Source organism: Caulobacter sp. GW821-FHT12A07, assembly GCF_058807655.1.
Window position 1 is genome coordinate 1 of the sequence record NZ_JBXAQX010000010.1, and the last position, 19,594, is coordinate 19,594.

Genomic DNA, 19,594 nt, shown 5'->3' on the forward strand with positions numbered 1-19,594 from the left:
ATTTGACCGAGGGGAAAACCTCAGTCGCGTATCTGGTTTGCATAGTTTCTTGACGAGTTCCCATCACACAATGACCAAGCCATAAAGCTCAGCCACCGTATAAATGGTGTCTTCAAGAGACCGCATTCGTCAGCGCCTATTGCGCCATCCCGAAGGATGGCCGCCAGAGCGCCGCCGCCTGCGTTTCTCTTTCCAAATCAACAATGTCAAAGACCTGGGCCTGAGCCCTAGACCGCCTCGGAAGTCCCGGGAGCGGCCCCCGCCGGTGCGTTGCGCTGCGGCGGAGGCGGCTATCTAGACTACCCTACGGAGATGTCAAACAGGTTTTTCACGTAACGTTGGTTTAAATGCATTCTGCCTCGGGAACATCGCCCCCTGGGCCTTCACGAACCCGGCGCGGGCGCACCCGAAACCCAGGAACGGCCCCTAGAACATCGCCCGCCCGCTGAAGCTCAGCTTGTAGGCCTTCTGGTGGCGCGTGGCCTCCACCCCGCCCTTGACGGCGAAATAGGACAGGGCCGAGCCCGCCTTGACCCCGAAGTCGAGCGTCAGCGCGCCCTGGCGGTTGTCGATCGAGCTGATCGTGAAGCTGGAGCCGCCGCCGGTGAAGGCCGCCACGGTCTCGCCGATGTCGCCCGCCACGGTCTGGCGATAGCCGACCCGCACCTCCGGCTCGAACCATACCCCGTCGGCGTTCTCGTAGCGCTTGCCGTAGGCCACGCCGAGATTGGCCGACAGGTTGCTGAACGAGCGCGCCTGGATGACCTGGTCGAAGCCGTCGCCGCCGCCGTACTGCTCCTGCTTGCTCTCGTAGAGATAGGTGTAGTCCATCCGCGCCTCGGGCCGCAGATAGGCCTTGCCGAAGTCCTGGCGGTAGGCGACGCCGCCGAAGGCGTAGCCGGTCAGGCCGTACCAGGCCGAACGGTTCTTGAGATAGACGTCGGCCTCGCCGTCGCTGTCGACGTCCTCGGAGATGAACACCCGCCGGCCCTTGAAGCGGCCGCCGCCGCCTCCCCCGCCGAGATTGAACCGCCAGCCGCCGACCGAGCGACGCCAGTAGACGCCGGTCTGGCCGAACATGCCGCTGTTCTGCTCGCCCACCTTGGCGGCGGTGTCCTTGGACTGCAGATTGACCAGCGACAGGGTGACGCCCAGCGCCCCGCCCGCGTCGCCCATGGCCTCGTAGCCGGCCACGAAGCCCACCGCATAGGTGTCCGAGCCCAGGGTGTCGCCGTCGTCGATGCGCACCAGGGCGTTGACCTCCTGCACCCAGACGCTGTCGGGACCATAGCGGTCGCCGGCGTCGGGCCGGTCGGCCGTGGCCTCGCCGATCTGCTGGTTGATCGAGGTCAGGGCGCGGAACGCCCCTACCCCGGTGTCCGGCAGCATCTGGTTGTAGAGATTGTAGAATCCGTCGCGCGTGTACTGCACGAGGAAGGCGTCGGCGATGCTCGAATCCGCCCCCAGGGCGCCGAACACCGCGTCATAGGCCGAGGCCTGGCCGCTGCTCATCCCCGCCTCGGCGGCGGTGCGGCGGCGCACGTCCAGATAGACGCTGTTGTCTTCGGCATAGGCGCTGGCGACATAGAGATAGGGCGCCTGCGAGACGCTGCTGGCCAGGGTTCCCGCCGTCAGGGTGTCGGCGGTCAGCACCGTATAGGTGGTCGGCTCGGTCAGCAGGCTGGTCAGGCGCACGCCGATGGTCGCGCCGCTGGCGATGGTCGCCGTGCCCACCGTGAACGAGGTGTTCTCCCCGGTCGTCGGGTTGGCGGTGATGTAGAGTTCGGACTCCGAGCCCAGGTTCAGGCTCTTGACCGCGATGGTGTCGGTGTTGGTCACCGTCAGGCGGCCATCGCCGATGGTCAGCGAGCCCAGGCCGTCCGGGTCGATCAGGTCGCCATAGGCGGTGGCCCCGCCGTCGATGTTGAGGACGTCGTCGCCCTCGCCGAACGACATCGCCCCGATCAGGTAGCCGGCGTAGATGTTGAGGGTGTCGTCGCCCGAACCGAACAGCACGTCGCCATAGATGTAGGGCGTGATCGTCGTGGCCGTGCTGGTGGTCAGGGTCACCGAGGTCGTGCCGGCCACCGAGCCGCTGTTCGAGGTGGCGGCCGTCTGGGTCAAGGTCACGCCGGTGGTGTTGGCCGTCAGGTCGAAGGCGATGGCAGAGCCGGTGGCCGTGGTCGTCACCGTGTCGCCCGCCGTGGTCACGGTCGGGGCCACCACCGCGGCGTAGATGTGGCCGCTGTTGGTGATCGAGGTCAGGGTGCCCGACTCGTCGAGCACCGCCACCGCATCGCCGCTCTCGCCGGTGCGGGTCACCGCGATCGTGCCGGTGTTGTTGAGGCTGCTGAGCGTCGCGCCGGAATCGATGACCAGGCCGTAGGCCGTCGCCGTCGTGCCGGACTCCGCATAGGAATAGGAACTGGCGCTGATCGTGCCGCGATTGAACAGCGTCTCGACGTCGGCCCCGGACTTCAGGTGGATCGCCGTCGAGTCGGCCTCGTAGGACGACGACGAGATCGAGCCGTCCAGGCGGATGCCGCCAGTAAGCGTCGTGGTGTAGCCGGCGTCGCCGCCGATCTGCAGGGCCGTCGACGTCACCCCGTCATAGATGCCCGCCGCCGAGATCGAGCCCTTGATGATCAGGGCGTAGGCGTCGGCGTCCGTGCCGACCGCCCCGATGGTGACGTCCTGGGTGTCCGAGCCGATCAGCAGGGCCGGCGCCTCGCCCTGCACCGAGATCGAGCCCGTGCCGGTCGAGGAATAGCTGGTGGTCACCGTGGTGGTCGTGGTGCCGTCGACGGTGACGGTGCTGTCCGAGCCGGTCAGGATGATGCCGCCGGCCACGTCGGCCGAGACCACCACGGCCGAGCCGCCCTGCAGCAGGTTGTCGGCGTAGGAGGTGATCTTGGCCAGGGTCGAGGTCGCGCTGGCGCGGCTGGTGTAGCGATAGCCGGTGGCGTTGACGCTTCCCTCGATCGACAGCGCGCCCGAAACGGCGGAATCCACCGACAGGCCGATCGAGTTCTCGCCCTGCACGCTGATCGAGCCCGACTGGGTGACATTGCCCGTCACCCCGCCCGAGATCTTGATGCCGGTGCTGTCGTCGCCGACGATCGAGATCGAGCCGCTGTTGATCAGGTTCCCGATCAGCGGGGATTCCAGCAGGATCCCGTAGGAGTCGTTGCCCTCGATGGTGATCGTGCCGCTGTTGGTGACGTCGCCGGTGAAGGCGTCGGTTCCCTTCAGATAGATGCCGTACCGGCCCGAGCCCTCGGCGAAGGCGCCGTGGACGATGCTGGAGGTGGTCGTGGCCGAATAGTCCTCGGTCAGCGAGATCGTGCCGTCGTTGGTCACCGTGCCGGTGTTGCCGCCCAGCACGAGGATGCCGATGGAGTCGGAGACGTCCTCCGAGCTCAGCGTGCCGTTGTTGGTGACGGTGTTGCTGCTGTCGAGCGTGACGATCGCGCCGGAGGTCGACAGGGTGATGGCGCCGGCGGTCGTGATCTTGACGTCGTCGGCCGTGCCGTCGCTCGCCGTCGAGGTGGCGATGGGCGTGGTTCGGGAGTCGCTGGTGATCGTCTTCTCGGCGTGCGCCACGGGGCCGATCGCAAGCAGTGGCGCGGTCGCCACGGTCGCGATCAAGGTCAGTCTCTTCATGACGCGTCTCCTGTATGAGCGCGTCGATAGGGACCGTGTGCAGCGAGACGATGGCCCCGGATTTGCGGCGAAGCTACGATAACCGCGTTCTCTGCAAGGATCGGCCGATCCCTGCAAGACTTGGTCATGAGCACGCCATCTCGAGGGGTTTTCTTGCAGTGCTCGCGCCCCCGGAGCCCCCTCCCCCACTCCCGCCGGCGGCGCCCCAGTCCGCAAGCTGGCGACGATGGAGAGCGTTTGATGTCGACCCGACTGGCCCTGAAGTGCGAGGCCTGCGGCGGCCCCGCCGTGCTGACCCTCAAGCAGGACGTGCTCGACCTGCTCAGCAGCAAGGTCTCCGTGAACAAGCCCTGCCCGGCCTGCGGCGGCGCCCTCAGCTCGCCCGGCGGCTACTACCGCAAGAACGCCGAGGGCGTGCTGGTCCGCCTGGCCGGCTACAGCCCGCCGTCCGCCGCGATCAACTGAGGCGGCGAGTATGGGCGGACCGAGACACTGCTAGTCCGCCACTTCCCCCGATTGCTCAAGACTTTCCGCAACCTTCCACGCGGCCGTCACCAGGGACGTAAGCAACAGGGTCTGGGCGACAAGCAAAGATCCCGTGAGTAGCAACGCTGTCTCTGCCGATTGTTGATCCATCAGCGTTCGCACTCGGCTCGAGATGGATGAGCTGGCCAACGCCTCGATCCAATCGTACTGCAAAGGCGCAACCAGTTGATCCAGTTCGTGGCTTGGCCGAAGGGGAACCAGAACGACATCTTCCGTATCGTTCGCCGCGCCAGCGGTGATCACATGCGTCATTGCGAACACGGCGGCGAAAGAACCGGCGATGGCGCCGAGTACGCCGGTTACAAGCACGAGGATCACGACGAATTTCGCGGACAAACGCGTCAGGAAATCACGAAGCAGATAGATCGACAGCACAACGGCTACGCCCAGGCAAAGCGCCAAGCTGCCCACAAGCGTCTGGAACTTGGGCGGCAACTGCACAGCACGCGCGAGCAGCGCCACGCCCGGCGCCACCGCGACCAAGCCGCTCGCTCCCTTGAGTACGTTTTCGAGTCTTTGGAACGGAGAGTTCACGAACACCCCACAACGACAGCTTCGCTCTCGCGACGTATCGTTGGATAGACCGTACGCTCCCAGGCAGGCCCGGCGCTGCAAATCGGCACCAGGCGATACTGCGCATTCGTTCGAAGAAACTGCTCATCGCCGACCTGGAAGGGTCCAAACGCAGCGCCTGATATCAGGCCCTGGCGCCGCTCGGCCTCGTTCCTTCCCAAACCTGGCCAAAGGTCATTGCGAATGGCGTAGAAGCGCGACGCGCTTGTCGATTCAACCTTGACCGACGCGTACTTTACGTAGCCTGGCCACCGAAACCACGTCCCCTTGGTAGCGCATCCACTGAGTATGGTCGCCACGGCCCCCAACCCTATGATCAAACGCATCTTGGGGCTCATGCCCCGTCGACGCCGTCCAACAGTCATGTCCCGCCCCCGTCGCTGGCGACAAACTCAACCATGGAATGCATCTTCAGTAAATTCCCGCAAAATAAATGCTGCTTGGCAGAATATTTCGCGAGGAAAAGCGCAGCTGCACGGACTTGACTTCCTGCGAGGGAAATCGCGACAAGTGACACAACTGTAAATTGCCTATGGGCGCTCGGGCGCCTATGCCTAGGCGGTCAGCTTCGGAGTATTCGAGAATGATCCGCCCCGCCGCCGTGTCCGCCTTCGCGGCCCTGGCCGTCGCCACCACCGCCCTGACCCCGATTTCGGCCGCCCAGGCCGCCTCGCCCGCCGAGCCGGCCGCCGCGGCTTCGGCTCCGAAAGCCTCGATCGCCGTGCCGCCGATCGTCTATCGCGAGCGCACCCTGGCCAATGGCCTGAAGGTCTACGCCTCGCGCGACGTGACCACGCCCAACGTCACGGTCCAGGTCTGGTACGGCGTCGGCAGCAAGGACGATCCGATCGGCCGCTCCGGCTTCGCGCACCTCTTCGAACACCTGATGTTCAAGTCGACGCGCAACATGCCCAACGAGATGCTCGACCGCCTGACCGAGGACGTGGGCGGCTTCAACAACGCCTCCACCGCCGACGACTTCACCAACTATTTCGAGGTCGTGCCGGCCAACCACCTGCAGCGCCTGCTTTGGGCCGAGGCCGACCGCCTGGGCTCGCTGGTCATCGACGAGGCGGTGTTCAAGTCCGAGCGCGACGTGGTCAAGGAAGAGCTGCGCCAGCGCGTGCTGGCCAATCCCTACGGCCGCTTCTTCATCAACATCCCGCGCGCCTCCTATTCCGCGCACCCCTACCAGCGCCCGGGCATCGGCTCGATCGAGGAGCTGAACGCGGCCACGGTGGACGACGTGCGCGCCTTCCACGCCGCCTACTACCGGCCCGACAACGCCGCGCTGATCGTGGTCGGCAATTTCGACGACGCGCAGCTCGACGCCTGGATCGACCAGTATTTCGGCCCGCTGAAGACCCCGGCCGCGCCGATCAAGGCCGTCACCGCGGTCGAGCCGCCGCGCGCCGGCCCCAGGACCGTCACCACCTACGGCCCCAACGTGCCGCTGCCGGCGGTGGCGATCACCTGGCTGGCCCCGCCGGCCGCCGATCCCGACGTGCCGGCCCTGGCCGTGCTCGACGCCATCCTGTCGGCCGGCAAGTCCTCGCGGCTCTACGACGCCCTGGTCTATGACCAGAAGATCGCCCAATCGACCTTCTCGGCCGCGCCCGACAGCGCCCAGCAGGGCCTGTTCTACGTCGGCGCGATCATGGCCGGCGGCAAGACCGCCCAGCAGGGCGAGGCCTCGCTGCTGGCCCAGGTCGCCCGCCTGCGCGACGCCCCGCCCACCGCCGCCGAACTGGCCGAGGCCAAGGCCGGCCTGCTGGCCGACGCCGTGCGCGAGCGCGAGACCATCGACGGCCGCGCCTCGGCGCTCGGCTACGCCCTGCGCACCGAAGGCGACGCCGGCCGCGCCAACACCGACCTTGCCGCCCTGCAGGCGGTGACCGCCGCCGACGTCCAGCGGGTCGCGAAGAAGTATCTCGCCGCCGACCGCCGCACCGTCATCCGCTACCTGCCGGAAAGCGCCAGGCCCAAGGGCGAGGCCGATCCCTTCCCCGCCCCGCCCAAGGTGGCCTCGGTCGGCTATGACGGCCCGGTCACCACCCTGGCCCCCGAGGCCGAGCGGATCGCCCCGCCCGCCCCCGGCCAGCCGGTCTCGCCGGTGCTGCCGACGCCCGTCGAGAAGGTGCTGGCCAATGGCCTGCGGGTCATCGTCGCCAAGTCCAGCGACCTGCCGCTGGTCACCGCCGACCTCACCGTCAAGGGCGGCTCCAGCGCCGATCCCAAGGGCCTCGCCGGCGTCTCGGCCCTGACCGCCGAGCTGCTGACCGAAGGCGCCGGCGCCCGCACGGCCACGCAGATCGCCCAGGCCACCGAGGCCCTGGGCGCCGACCTCTCGGCCGGTTCGGGCTGGGAAAGCTCGTCCCTGACCCTCAGCGTCATCTCCGACAAGGCCGCCGAAGGCCTGGCGATCATGGCCGACGTCGCCGAGAAGCCGGCCTTCAAGGCCGAGGAACTCGACCGCGTGCGGGCCGAGGCGCTGGACGGCCTGTCGGTGACCTATCAGCGTCCCGGCGGCGTGGCGGGCTTCGCCGTCGCCCCGGTGATCTACGCCGGCTCGGCCTATGGCCACGTGGCCGGCGGCACGCCGGGCTCGCTGCCCAAGATCACCCGCGAAGCGCTGGTGCGCACCCACGCCGCCTACTGGCGTCCCGACAACGCGGTGCTGGTGCTGACCGGCGACCTGACGCCCGAACAGGGCTTCGCCCTGGCCGAGAAAGCCTTCGGCGGCTGGACCAAGCCGGCCGGTCCGCCCCCGACGCCCGCCCCCGGCCCGACCGGCTATGCGCCGCGCGAGGTTGTCATCGACCTGCCAGGCACCGGCCAGGCGGCCGTGGTCGTGGCCAAGCCGGCCATCCTGCGCTCGGATCCCCGCTACTACGCGGGCCTTGTGGCCAACGGCGTGCTGGGCGGCGGCTATTCGGCCCGCCTGAACCAGGAGATCCGCATCAAGCGCGGCCTCTCCTACGGCGCCGGCTCCAGCCTGACGCCGCGCGCGGCCTCGGGCGGCTTCTCGGCCACAGTGCAGACCAAGAACGAGTCCGCCGGCCAGGTGGTCGAGCTGATCAAGGGCGAACTGACCCGCCTGGGGACCGAGCCGGCTTCGCCGGCCGAGCTGCAGGCCCGCAAGTCGGTGCTGATCGGCGACTTCGGCCGCGATCTGGGCACCTCCGGGGGCCTGGCCGACATCCTCGGCAGCCTGGCCGTCTACGGCGTGCCGCTGAACGAGATCCAGGCCTATACCGACAAGGTCTCGGCGGTCAGCGCCGGCGACGTCCAGGCCTTCTCGAAGGCCGAGCTCGACCCGGCCAAGGCCAGCGTCATCGTGGTCGGCGACGCCAAGGCGATGGGCGAGGCGATCAGGACCGCCGCGCCCAAGGCGCTCGCCATCCCGATCGACAAGCTCGATCTCGACAGCCCGACCCTGATCAAGGGCAAGTAGCCGTGAGCGCGACGTCGCCAGCAGCCGGACGCTAGGCCGATGCTGTGGCTGCTGTGCGTCCTCGCCGACCCCGCCGTCTCGGCCCAGGCTCAGGCCCAGGCCGAGGCGGCGCGGCCGCAGGCGACCGACGAGGCGCCGGTCGCCCTGGACGGCGTCGAGGTCACGGCCCGCCGGGGCGCGGCCCTGATGCCGCCGGAGTACGAGCTGGGGCCCGACCAGATCGACGCCCTGGCCCTCGACGACATCAGCCAGGTCGTCAACGAGGTGAACAAGCGCTTCGGCGGCGGCCCGGCGCCGGTGATCATCGTCAACGGCCAGCGGGTGTCGGACGCCGACGCCTTCACCGGCTTTCCGCCCGACGCCCTGGTGCGGGTCGAGGTGCTGCCGCCCTCGGCCGCCACGGCCTACGGCGTCGGCGGCGATCCCACCCGCCGGGTCGTCAATATCGTGCTGCAGAAGTCGTTCGCCGCCCGCGACGGCCTGGCCAGCGCCGCGGGGCCGACGGCGGGCGGAACCGTCAGCCTGTCGGGCGACCTGCGCCGCTCGCGCATCCAGGACCTCAACACCAGCCGCATCGGCCTGCGGGTCTCGACCGACACCGCCCTGCGCGCCGCCGAGCGGCCGGACTATCTGGAAAGCCACCCCGACAGCGCCGAGGCCACCCTGCGCCCGGAGTCGCGGCGGGTCGGCGTCGACATGGCCCGCACGGGCGGCGTCGGCCAATGGCGCGGCTCGGTGCGCGCCATGCTCCAGGCCAGCGAAAGCAGCTTCACCTCCGACACCGGCGGAGCGCCCGTGGTGAGCCGCAGCGAAAGCCGCAGCGCCAACCTCACCGGCGGTCTGGGCGGCCAGGCGGCGGGCTGGCAGGTGCGCTCCACCCTGACCGGCCTGCTCTCGCGCACCCAGTCCTCCGGCCTCAACGACGCGACGACCGACAACCGCTCGGCCAATCTCATCCTGGGGGCCAACCGCACCCTGCTGACCCTGCCGACCGGGCCGGTGATGACCGACCTCTCCGGCCGCGCCACCGTCTCGCGCTCGCAAACGCAGGGGCAGGCCCTGAACCGCTCGGTCTCCAGCAGCGGCCAGGACCTGGACGCCTCGCTGTCGGTTCCGCTGCTGAGCTCGGCCCTGGCGCAGGACTGGCGCGGCCCCAAGCTCGGCGACGTCACCCTGCGGCTGTCGGCCGGCCTGCGCCGCGCCGACGCCGGCCGCGGCGACAACCTGGGCGCCAATCTCTTCTGGACGCCGATCCGCAAGCTGAACCTCTCCACCGCGTGGTCGCGGGCCACCGACGTCCCCACCGAGGACCAGCGCTTCGCCCCCGCCCTCTACGGCAGCCCGACGGTGGTGTTCGACTTCCGCACCGGCCAGTCGGTGGAGATCACGCCCCTGACCGGCGGCAACCCCGACCTGCGGGCGGCCAGGCGCGACTCCGTGACGGTCGCGGCCTCGGCCGGCCCCTACACCCGCTGGTCCCTGAACGGCGGGGTGAACTACCAGCGCGGCGAGGCGACCGACGGCATCGGCTCGCTGCCCACGCCCACCGCCGACGTCGAGGCCGCTTTCCCCGAACGCTTCCAGCGCGACGCCGACGGCCGGCTGACCAGCATCGACCAGCGGCCGATCAACATAGCCTCGTCGACCTCCAGTTCGCTGACCTCGAACTTCAACTTCACCATCCCGCTCGGCGATCCGAAGCTCCCGGGTGGTGGCGGCGGCACGGTGCAGGTCTCCCTGAACCACACGGTTCGGCTCGAGGACGCCACGGTGATCCGCGCCGGCCTGCCCAGCATGGACCGCCTGGCCGGCGACGGCGGCGGCCTGTCGCGCCAGGACTTCGGCCTCAGCGTCAGCGCCCGCCGCGGCCCGTGGAGCCTCAACGCCGGCGGCGCCTGGCGCAGCGCCTACCGCATCCGCAACCAGAGCGGCCAGGACGGCGACGGCGACCTGAAGGTCGACGCCTTCGGCACGGTCAACGTCCGGCTCGCCTATCTGGTCAACCGCAAGGTCGCCCCGCCCCCGGCCGGCGACAGCCCCCTCGCCGCCGCCGCGCGCCGCAACCGCGGCTTCACCCTCGCGCTCGACGTCGACAACCTGCTCGACGCCCGCCCTCGCGCCCGCCTGGGCGACGGTCGCCCCGCCCCCGGCTACGGCCGCGACGACCGCGACCCGCTCGGCCGCATGGTCCGGATCGGGCTGGCCAGCCGGTTCTAGGGTCCGAACCCACTGTGCCGCATTTGACCGACCGCGCGAGGCGGCCCACAGTCGCGTCGCTGGACAGGACATGAGGGCGCGATGACGTCGTTTCCGTTTCCGATCGCTTCGCCAGCGCCGCGCGCGCGCCGCCTGACCGTGTCGCCCTCCGCCTGACGGGGCCGCGCGATGCCCCAGCACGGCGAGCAGATCGGACCGGTCCCGGACTGGCTGCCGCACGAGCGGCCGCTGATGCCCGGCTCGCCGTCTACGCCCGCCTTCCCGACCCACTTCCGCATCATCCACGGGCTGATCAGCCTGCTGATCGGGATCACCGGCTCGCTCGGCACGGCGCTGGTCTCGGTCAACCTGCCGGCCATCCAGGGCTCGCTGGGCCTCAGCCCGGTCCAGGGGGCCTGGCTGACCACCATCTACGTGATGACCAACATCTCGATGAACCTGCTGCTGGTGAAGTACCGCCAGCAGTTCGGCATCCGCCGGTTCGCCCTGGTGTTCCTGACGCTCTACACCGTCACCGCCTTCGCCCACCTGCTGCTCGACAACTTCGCCATGGCCCTGCTGCTGCGGGCGATCAGCGGGGTGGGCGCGGCGGCGCTCACGGCCCTGGCCATGTTCTACATGCTGCAGGCCTTTCCGGCCTCGTTCCGGATGGGCGCGCTGGTGCTGGGCGTCGGCGTCTCGCAGCTGGGCGCGCCGCTGGCCCGGCTGATCTCCACCGGCCTGCTCGACGCCGCCTACTGGCACGGGCTCTATGCGCTCGAAGCGTGCCTGGCCGCCGCGTGCCTGGCCGCCGTCACCCTGTTCCGTCTGCCCCAGGGCGTGCGCATCCACGTCTTCGAGGGCATGGACATCCTCACCTTCGGCCTGCTGGGCGGAGGCCTTGGCCTGCTGGTCGCGGTGCTGGGCCTGGGCCGCATCGTCTGGTGGTTCGAAGCCCCCTGGCTGGGCTGGTGCCTGGCCGCCGCCGTCATCCTGCTGGTCGCCGGCGCCCTGGTCGAGCACGGCCGCACCCACCCGCTGATCGACACCCGCTGGGTGGCCACCGGCGCCTTCCTGCGCTTCTGCCTGAACGTCGCCCTGGTGCGGGTCATCCTGTCCGAGCAGAGCGTCGGGGCCGCCGGTCTGATGCAGGCCCTGGGCCTGGCCCAGGAGCAGCAGCGCCTGCTCTACGGGGTGGTGCTGGCGGCCACGGCGGCCGGCATCGTCACCAGCGCCATGACCCTAAACCAGAAGACCCTGGCGCCGCAGTTCCTGGGCTCGATCCTGCTGATCGCCATGGGCTCGTTCCTCGACGCCCAGGCCACCGTCCAGACCGCGCCGGCCAACCTCTTCGTCAGCCAGGCCCTGCTGGCCTTCGCCGCGGCCATGTTCCTGGGCCCGTCCTTCATGTTCGGCATCGGCCAGCTGCTGACCCGGGGGCTGGGCTCGATCATCACCTTCTCGGTGATGTTCGGCGTGGCCCAGAACCTCGGCGGCCTGTTCGGCGCGTCGATGCTGGGCACGCTGCAGACCGTCCGCGCCCAGTCGCACGCCGTGGGCCTGGCCGAGCGCCTGACCGGAACCGACCCCACCGTCGCCGCCACCCTGCAGGCCTATGCCGGGGTCTACGCCCCCACCCAGGCCGACCCGGCCTTCCGCGCCGCCGACGCCAGCGCCCTGCTGACCCAGCAGCTGACCCAGCAGGCCAATGTCCTGGCCTTCAACGACGTTTTCCTGGTGGTCGGCCTCATCGCCCTGCTGCAGTTCGCCTACGCCGGCTTTCTGTTCTTCCTCCTGGCCCGACGCATGGCGGCCTCGCCGCCGGCGCCGGCGCCGGCCGCCCCGTCCGCCCCCGCCCGAGAGACCGCATGACCGACGCGCCCTCGCCGCCGCCCCCTTCCCAGTCCGCGCCCCAGCCGGAGGACCGCGCCGCCGCGGCCGCCCCGCCGCCGGCCCGGCCCAAGCCGCCCAGCGCCCGGGCCATCGTGCTGACGGCCCTGGTCACCCTCGTCGTCGTGCTGCTGATCCTGTTCCTGTGGAAGCTGCCGCCCTTCGCCGGCTCGGTGCAGCGCACCGACAACGCCTATGTCCGCGGCCAGGTGACCACCATCGCCCCCCAGCTCAGCGGCTACGTGGTCAAGGTCATGGCCCAGGACTTCCAGACCGTGCGCGCCGGCCAGCCGCTGTTCGAGGTCGACCAGCGGATCTACGCCCAGCGCCTCGACCAGGCCCGCGCCACCCTGGCCGCCCGCGAGGCCGACCTGGCCAACTCCGTCCAGGCCCGCGCCTCGCGCGAAGCCACGGTCCTAAGCCGCGCCGCCGACATCCGCTCGGCCCAGGCCCAGGTCGAGCGGGCCCGCGCCGACATGGCCCGCGTGGCGGATCTCGCCACCGACGGCTCAGTGTCCCTGCGCGAGCGCGACCAGGCCCGGGCGGCCCTGCGCGCCGCCGAGGCCACGCTCGCTTCCGCCCAGGCAGGACACGAGATCGCCCGCCAGGACGTCCGCTCGGTCGGGGTCTCGCGCCAGGGGCTGGAGGCCGCCGTCGCCGCCGCCCGCGCCGCCCTGCGCCTGGCCGAGATCGACATGGCCAACACCATCGTCGCCGCCCCCACCGACGGCCAGCTGGGCCAGGTCGGGGTGCGGCGCGGCCAGTACGTCACCGCCGGCAGCCAGTTGGTGGCGCTGGTGCCGCCGCAGCGCTGGGTGATCGCCAACTTCAAGGAGCGCCAGTCGGGCCGCATGCGGCCGGGCCAGACCGCCGCCGTCACCGTCGACGCCCTGGGCGACCAGCGCTTCACCGGCCGGGTCGAGCAGGTCTCGCCGGCCACCGGCTCGGAGTTCAGCATCCTTCCGGCCCAGAACGCGACCGGCAACTTCACCAAGATCGCCCAGCGCCTGCCGGTGCGGATCGTGCTCGACGCCGGCCAGCCGGACCTGGCCCGCCTGCGCCCCGGCATGTCGGTCGAAGCCGAGGTCGATGTGGCCACATCCAAGCAGAATGGGGCCCGCCGCTGATGGCGCGCCGCCTTCTCCTCGCGGGTCTGTCTCTGGCCGGCCTGCTGAGCGCCTGCGCGACGCCCGGCCCGAAGACCGCGCCGCCGGCTGAAGCGAGCCTCGCCCCGCCCGCCGGCTGGCGCGCCCCCGCCGAGACCAGCGCCGATGCGATCGCCGCCGACTGGTGGAAGGGCTTCGGCGACCCGCGCCTCTCCGACCTGGTCGCCGCCGCCCTGGCCCGCAACGCCGATCTCGGCGCAGCCGAAGCCCGGGTGCGCGAGGCCGAGGCCCAGAGCCGCCTGGCCCACGCCGCCCTGCTGCCCTCGCTCAACCTGACGGCCGGCGCGCAGAAGGAGCGAACCTTCAACGCCTTCGGCGTTGCGACCACCAGCACCGCCGTCCAGTCCGAGCTCCAGATCGCCTACGAGGTCGACCTGTGGGGCCGCATCCGAGCCAGCGACGCCGCCGGCCGCGCCAGCCTGCAGGCCAGCCGCGACGCCCGCGACGCCGCCCGCCTGTCGGTGGCCGCCGCCGTTGCTCGCTCCTACGTCGCCCTGGTGTCGCTGGACGCCCAGCTGGCCACCGCCCGCGCCACCCTGACCTCGCGCCAGGAAGCCGCCGCCCGCGCCCGCCGCCGGGCCAGCGAGGGCGTCACCTCCGACCTCGAACTGCGCCAGGCGCAGGGCGAGCTGGAGTCTGCCGTCCAGCGCGTCCCGGCCCTGGAGCTGGCCGTCCGCCGGCAGGAGAACGCCCTGACCCTGCTGGTCGGCGACGTCCCCGGCGCGGTGACGCGCGGCGGCCTCGACGCCCTGGCCATCCCGCAGCCCGCCGCGCCCCTGCCCTCGGCCCTGCTGGCCCGCCGGCCCGACATCGCCCAGGCCGAGGCCGCCCTGGCCGCCGCCGACGCAAGCCTGGCCGCCGCCCGCGCCGCCTTCCTGCCCCAGGTGCGGCTGTCGGCCGCTGGCGGCGGGCTGCATGTCGAGCCCCTCGACTCGATCGCCATCTGGAGCCTGGGGGCCAGCGTCCTGGCGCCGATCTTCGACGGCGGCCGCCTGCGGGCCCAGTCCGACGCGGCCACGGCTCGTCGCGACCAGGCCGCCTTCGCCTATCGCAAGGCCGCCCTCACCGCCTTCGGCGAGGTCGAGAGCGCCCTGGAGGGGACCGGCCGCCTGGCCGAACAGGAAGAGGCCGCCGTCCGCCAGCGCGCCGCCGCCGCCTCGGCCCTCGACCACGCCCGCCGCCGCTACCGCGCCGGCTACGTGTCCTACCTGGAAGAGCTGGACGCCCAGCGCAGCCTGTTGGCCGTCGACCTCGGCCTCGCCCAGGTGCGCGAAGCCCGCCTCCAGAACGCCATCGCCCTCTACCAGGCCCTGGGCGGCGGCTGGGCGGTCGGCGAGGGGCGGTAGGGCGTCTCGAAAAGGCGAACTGGCGACCACCGCTCCACCCCGCCGTGAATCCGCGGATCGGATAGGCGCCGAAGGCATGACCCCGTTCGTGCGCGCAAGATCAAACATCGTTATCCGAGGCGCCAGTCGGATGATCAGGCCAATTGGTAAACCGCCGTTCGGCGCCGCGAAATGAAGCGGCACGCCGCTTAGCGGCCATGTAACAGCCTCGCAACGCCCCCTGCCCATTGCCGAACCCAGTGGCCTGCCCGACGCTCACCCTTGGCATAGCCACTGTGCAGTCTTGTATTCGCGTTCAACAATAAGAATACATCTAGGGCGGAACCCCACGGAGGAGTCATCAATCATGCGTTGATTTTGCGAAGAGGGGGCTACAATGAATAATAATCTAAAGAATAATTTGATCGCGGGGATTTCGACCCTGTCGATTGCTCTCTGCACCACCACCGTGGCGCTGGCCGCGGAACCAGCCCCGGCGCCGGATTCCGTCGAGCTCGACACCGTCATCGTCACCGGCACGCGCCAGACCGGCCTGCGGGTCGCCGACAGCCCCGCGCCCGTGCAGGTGGTCGACACCGCCACGCTCGAGCGCACAGGCCAGGTCGACCTGCGCCTGGGCCTGGCCAATCTGGTCCCGTCCTTCAACGCCCAGGCGTTCGGCGGCGACACGGCCAACCTCACCCTTTCGGCCCGCCTGCGCGGCCTGTCGCCCAACCAGGCGCTGGTGCTGATCAACGGCAAGCGCCGCCACACCACGGCCAATTTCGCGGTGCTGTCGGGCCCCTACCAGGGCGCCGCCGCCGCCGACCTCGGCTTCATCCCGATGTCGTCGATCGGTCGCATCGAGGTGCTGACCGACGGCGCCGCCGCCCAGTACGGCACCGACGCCATCGCCGGCGTCGTCAACATCATCCTCAAGAAGGCCAATTCCGGCGGCGTGGTCTCGGCCACGGGCGGCGAGTATTTCGACGGCGGCGGCAAGACCGCCTCGTTCTCGGCCAACATCGGCACGACGCCGACCGAGAACAGCTATCTGAACCTGACCGTCGAGAGCAAATACCACGGCTTCTCCAACCGCGGCCTGCCCGACCAGCGCGTCTACAACACCGCCAGCCCCAGCTATTCGGCCACCAACAACGCCGTCGAAAGCCAGATCTCGGGCTATCCGAACCTGAACCTGATCTCGGGCGACGCCGAGTACCGGATGCACGTCCTGGCCTTCAACGCCGGGGTCGAGCTGCCCGAGGACTTCGAGGTCTATTCGTTCGGCACCTACGGCCACAAGGACGCCTCGGCCTACGAGAACTACCGCCGCTACAACCGCGTGCAGGGCAAGATGGGCGCGGCCGACCGTCCCTTCCCCAACGGCTTCAGCCCGCGCGAACGGATCATCGAGGACGACTACGCCATGACGCTGGGCCTCAGCGGCAAGGTGCTGGGCTGGGATCTCGACGTGTCGTCCACCTACGGCCTCGACGACATCGAGGTGCGGGTCGAGGACTCGGCCAACGCCAGCCTCTATTCCGACACCTCGACGACCACGACCAAGGGCTTCACCCCCACCTCGTTCCACGCCGGCAGCTGGCGCACCACCCAGTGGACCAACAACATCGACCTGCGCCACGACTTCGAGGTCGGCCTGGCCACGCCGCTGAACGTCGCCCTGGGCGTCGAGCAGCGCCGCGACACCTACGCCATCGGGGCCGGCGACGCCGCCTCGACCTACAAGGAAGGCTCGCAGTCCTACCCCGGCTTCTCCAAGACCGACGCCGGCGGCCACAGCCGCACCAGCTGGGCGCTCTACACCGATCTGGCCGTCTCGCCGATCGAGCCCTGGAAGATCGACGCGGCCCTGCGCTACGAAGACTTCAGCGACTTCGGCGACACCACGGTCGGCAAGCTGACCAGCCGCTATGACTTCAACCCGATGATCGCCGTCCGCGGCACGGTCAGCACCGGCTTCCGCGCCCCGACCCTGGCGGAGTCCTACTACTCGGCCACCAACGTCTCGCCGACCAGCGCCTTCGTGCAGTTGGCGCCGAACTCGGCGGCGGCGGCCCTGCTGGGCATCTCCAAGCTGAAGCCCGAGAAGTCGACCAACTACAGCCTCGGCGTGGTGGCCCACCCGCTGCCCAAGCTGACGGCGACGATCGACTTCTACCGCATCAAGCTCGAAGACCGGATCTTCGGCTCCAGCTCGATCTACGGCATCCGCAACGGCGTGGTGGTCAACGCCAACGTCAACGCCGCGATCGCCGCCAACGGCAACGTGCTGGACAGCACCGTCACCAGCACCGGCATCAACATCTTCTCCAACGGTCTGGACACCCGCACCCAGGGCGTCGACGTGGTGCTGTCCTACCCGACCAGCCTGGGCGACTACGGCCGCATCGACTGGACGCTGAGCGGCAACTTCAACGAGACCAAGATCACCAAGGTCAAGGCCGCCCCGGCCGCCCTGGCCACCACCAGCACGGCCTTCCCGAGCGGCCAGGTGCTGTTCGCCGGCAACGCCGCCTCGCTGCTCGAGACCGCCTCGCCCAAGTACAAGATCGGGCTGAACGGCCTCTACAGCTTCGGCCCGCTCACGGTCAGCCTGACCGAGACCTTCTACGGCAAGGCCTCGGCCCTGGCCGATCCCGGCACCGGCCCGCTGCTGATGACCGTGGTCAGCGCCACGGCCATCACCGACCTGGAGGTCTCCTACAAGTTCCCGGTCGGGGTCACCGCGGCGATCGGCGCCAACAACCTGTTCAACGAGTATCCGGACAAGTATTCGGCCGCCTTCCAGACGGCCTGCGTCGCCTCCGGCGGCGGCTGCGTCACCCAGTATCCGTCCTACTCGCCCTTCGGCATCAACGGCGGCTACTACTACGGACGCCTGACCTACACGTTCTAAACACTGGCTAAGCACTGGAAAATCCAGCGTTATGGGGGAGCCGGGCCCAGTGTCCGGCTCCCTTCTTTCGGGGCCTCCGATTCCCGCGTCATGCGCCCCGCGCCCAGACTTCGCTCATGCCGAAGCGCGGGCGCCCAAGGGCTCGGCACAACGGCGTTCAGCGACCCCATGAATGGTCTCCAGGCGGCAAATGGATTGCCCCGGCGAGACGGTGATTTCGAGATGGACCTCGCCGCCGGAGCATCGGTCGGCGGAACAAGACAACAGGGCGGGCATATGGACGGAGTTCTGACGCGTCGTCGGTTTTTCGAGGGCCTGGCGGCCTATGGCGGGGTGTCGCTGGCCATGGCCGGCATGGACGCCCTGGGCTACGGCTTCGCCTCGGCGCAGGCGGCCCCGCCCTCGCTGGAAGGCGGCGGCAAGGGGATCAAGGTGGTGGTGCTGGGCGCGGGGCTGGCCGGCCTGACCTCCGCCTACGAACTGACCAAGCATGGCTACGAGGTGCAGGTGCTGGAGGCCCGGGGCTTCGCCGGCGGCCGCTGCCAGACCGCCCGCAACGGCTTCCGCCACGTCGACCTCAACGGCAACGACCAGACCTGCCAGTTCGACGAGGGGCTCTACATCAACCACGGCCCGTGGCGGATCCCGTATCACCACCGCTCGACCCTGCACTACACCAAGCTGTTCGGCGTGCCGCTGGAGAGCTTCGTCAACGACAACGACGCCGCCTACGTCTATTTCGAAAAGGGCGAGGGCCCGCTGAAGGGCAAGCCGGTCCGCAAGGGCGAGATCGCCGCCGACGCCCGCGGCCACGCCGCCGAGCTCATCGCCAAGGTCGCCGCCAAGGGCGGGCTGGACAGCGCGATGACCGCCGAGGACCGCGACCTCTTCGTCGCCTACATGGTCAACGAGGGCCGCCTGTCGCCCACCGACTTCGCCTACACGGGCACGGACGGCCGCGGCTTCGACGTCCATCCCGGCGCCGGCGTCTCGCCCGGCCCCGGCAAGCCCTCCACCCCGCGCAGCATGGCCGACGTCCTGCACTCGGGCGCCTGGCGCACCCTGACCTCGGTCGCCGGCTACGAGCAGCAGCGCACCATGCTCCAGCCGATCGGCGGCATGGATCAGGTCGCCAAGGCCTTCGAGCGCAAGGTCGGGGGCCTGATCCGCTATTCCAGCGTCGTCGAGACCATCCGCCAGGACGCCAAGGGCGTGAAGATCGGCTACCGCGACGCCTTCGGCGAGAAGGCCGAGATCAGCGCCGACTACTGCATCTGCACCATCCCGCTCAGCGTGCTGCGCGGCGTCGACCTGCAGGCCTCCAAGCCGTTCAAGGCGGCGATGGAGGGCGTGGCCTACGCCCCGGTCAACAAGATCGGCCTGCAGATGAAGCGCCGCTTCTGGGAAGAGGACCACTTCATCTACGGCGGCCACATCTACAACGACATGCCCGGCATCGGCACGATCAGCCTGCCCTCCACCGGCTGGCAGTCGCAGAAGGGCGTGCTGCTGGGCTACTACGCGTTCGGCGGCGAGGCGGCCAAGATCAGCGCCAAGAGCCCGGCCGACCGCGCCGCCTTCGCCGTGGCCGCCGGCCAGAAGGTGTTTCCCGAATACGCCGACAGTTACGAGAACGCCTTCTCGTTCTGCTGGCACCTGGCCGAGTTCAATCTCGGCGGCTGGGCCGAGTGGAGCGACGAGGGCCGCAAGAGCGCCTATCCGGTGCTGTGCGAACCCGACGGCCGCCTCTACCTGGCCGGCGAACACCTCAGCTATCTTGGCGGCTGGCAGGCCGGGGCCATCGAGTCGGCCTGGCAGCAGATCGGCAAGCTGCACGCCCGCGTCCGCGCCGCCTGACCAC

10 protein-coding genes are annotated in these 19,594 nt (G+C 69.9%); 8 read left to right on the forward strand and 2 right to left on the reverse strand.

Features of this window, described 5'->3' with window-relative positions; all coding sequences use genetic code 11:
• Positions 1-426 precede the first annotated feature (426 nt).
• A complete protein-coding gene (locus AC1RRS_RS18675) occupies positions 427-3,663 on the reverse strand; it encodes an autotransporter domain-containing protein (RefSeq protein ID WP_492856404.1) in 3,237 nt (1,078 codons plus the stop codon).
• A gap of 240 nt (positions 3,664-3,903) precedes the next feature.
• Here AC1RRS_RS18675 and AC1RRS_RS18680 point away from each other — a divergent pair, with 240 nt between their 5' ends.
• A complete protein-coding gene (locus AC1RRS_RS18680; RefSeq protein ID WP_110133049.1) occupies positions 3,904-4,128 on the forward strand; it encodes a hypothetical protein in 225 nt (74 codons plus the stop codon).
• Between the two features lie 30 nt (positions 4,129-4,158).
• On the opposite strand, the gene AC1RRS_RS18685 is transcribed toward AC1RRS_RS18680, so the two are convergent.
• Positions 4,159-4,743, reverse strand: coding sequence for a hypothetical protein (locus AC1RRS_RS18685; protein WP_492856405.1), 585 nt, complete (start codon positions 4,741-4,743; stop codon positions 4,159-4,161).
• Between the two features lie 622 nt (positions 4,744-5,365).
• Between AC1RRS_RS18685 and AC1RRS_RS18690 the strand changes: the two genes are divergently transcribed.
• From AC1RRS_RS18690 to AC1RRS_RS18720, 7 genes are all read left to right on the forward strand, one after another.
• Positions 5,366-8,236, forward strand: a complete 2,871-nt coding sequence (locus AC1RRS_RS18690; RefSeq protein ID WP_492856406.1) for a M16 family metallopeptidase — start codon at positions 5,366-5,368, stop codon at positions 8,234-8,236.
• A 39-nt stretch (positions 8,237-8,275) separates the two neighbouring features.
• Positions 8,276-10,453 carry a porin family protein gene (locus AC1RRS_RS18695; protein WP_492856407.1) on the forward strand — a complete coding sequence of 726 codons (2,178 nt, stop codon included), beginning with the start codon at positions 8,276-8,278 and terminating at the stop codon, positions 10,451-10,453.
• A gap of 168 nt (positions 10,454-10,621) precedes the next feature.
• Entirely contained in the window at positions 10,622-12,304 is a 1,683-nt protein-coding gene (locus AC1RRS_RS18700) for an MFS transporter (RefSeq protein WP_492856408.1), read from the forward strand.
• On the forward strand, positions 12,301-13,449 hold the full coding sequence (locus AC1RRS_RS18705) for an HlyD family secretion protein (protein ID WP_492856409.1): 1,149 nt from the start codon (positions 12,301-12,303) through the stop codon (positions 13,447-13,449). Before AC1RRS_RS18700 ends, AC1RRS_RS18705 begins: the two co-directional genes overlap by 4 nt.
• Entirely contained in the window at positions 13,449-14,834 is a 1,386-nt protein-coding gene (locus tag AC1RRS_RS18710) for an efflux transporter outer membrane subunit (RefSeq protein ID WP_492856410.1), read from the forward strand. The genes AC1RRS_RS18705 and AC1RRS_RS18710 overlap by 1 nt, the downstream gene beginning before the upstream one ends.
• A gap of 400 nt (positions 14,835-15,234) precedes the next feature.
• Entirely contained in the window at positions 15,235-17,733 is a 2,499-nt protein-coding gene (locus AC1RRS_RS18715) for a TonB-dependent receptor plug domain-containing protein (RefSeq protein ID WP_492856411.1), read from the forward strand.
• A gap of 276 nt (positions 17,734-18,009) precedes the next feature.
• Positions 18,010-19,590 carry a flavin monoamine oxidase family protein gene (locus tag AC1RRS_RS18720; RefSeq protein WP_492856412.1) on the forward strand — a complete coding sequence of 527 codons (1,581 nt, stop codon included), beginning with the start codon at positions 18,010-18,012 and terminating at the stop codon, positions 19,588-19,590.
• Positions 19,591-19,594 lie beyond the last annotated feature (4 nt).

Bases quoted from the DNA above. Each gene is read 5' to 3' on its own strand.
- AC1RRS_RS18700 (WP_492856408.1), top strand. From the start codon at position 10,622: ATGCCCCAGCACGGCGAGCAGATCGGACCGGTCCCGGACTGGCTGCCG.
- AC1RRS_RS18720 (WP_492856412.1), top strand. From the start codon at position 18,010: ATGGACGGAGTTCTGACGCGTCGTCGGTTTTTCGAGGGCCTGGCGGCC.
- AC1RRS_RS18690 (WP_492856406.1), top strand. From the start codon at position 5,366: ATGATCCGCCCCGCCGCCGTGTCCGCCTTCGCGGCCCTGGCCGTCGCC.
- AC1RRS_RS18695 (WP_492856407.1), top strand. From the start codon at position 8,276: ATGCTGTGGCTGCTGTGCGTCCTCGCCGACCCCGCCGTCTCGGCCCAG.
- AC1RRS_RS18680 (WP_110133049.1), top strand. From the start codon at position 3,904: ATGTCGACCCGACTGGCCCTGAAGTGCGAGGCCTGCGGCGGCCCCGCC.
- AC1RRS_RS18705 (WP_492856409.1), top strand. From the start codon at position 12,301: ATGACCGACGCGCCCTCGCCGCCGCCCCCTTCCCAGTCCGCGCCCCAG.
- AC1RRS_RS18710 (WP_492856410.1), top strand. From the start codon at position 13,449: ATGGCGCGCCGCCTTCTCCTCGCGGGTCTGTCTCTGGCCGGCCTGCTG.
- AC1RRS_RS18675 (WP_492856404.1), bottom strand. From the start codon at position 3,663: ATGAAGAGACTGACCTTGATCGCGACCGTGGCGACCGCGCCACTGCTT.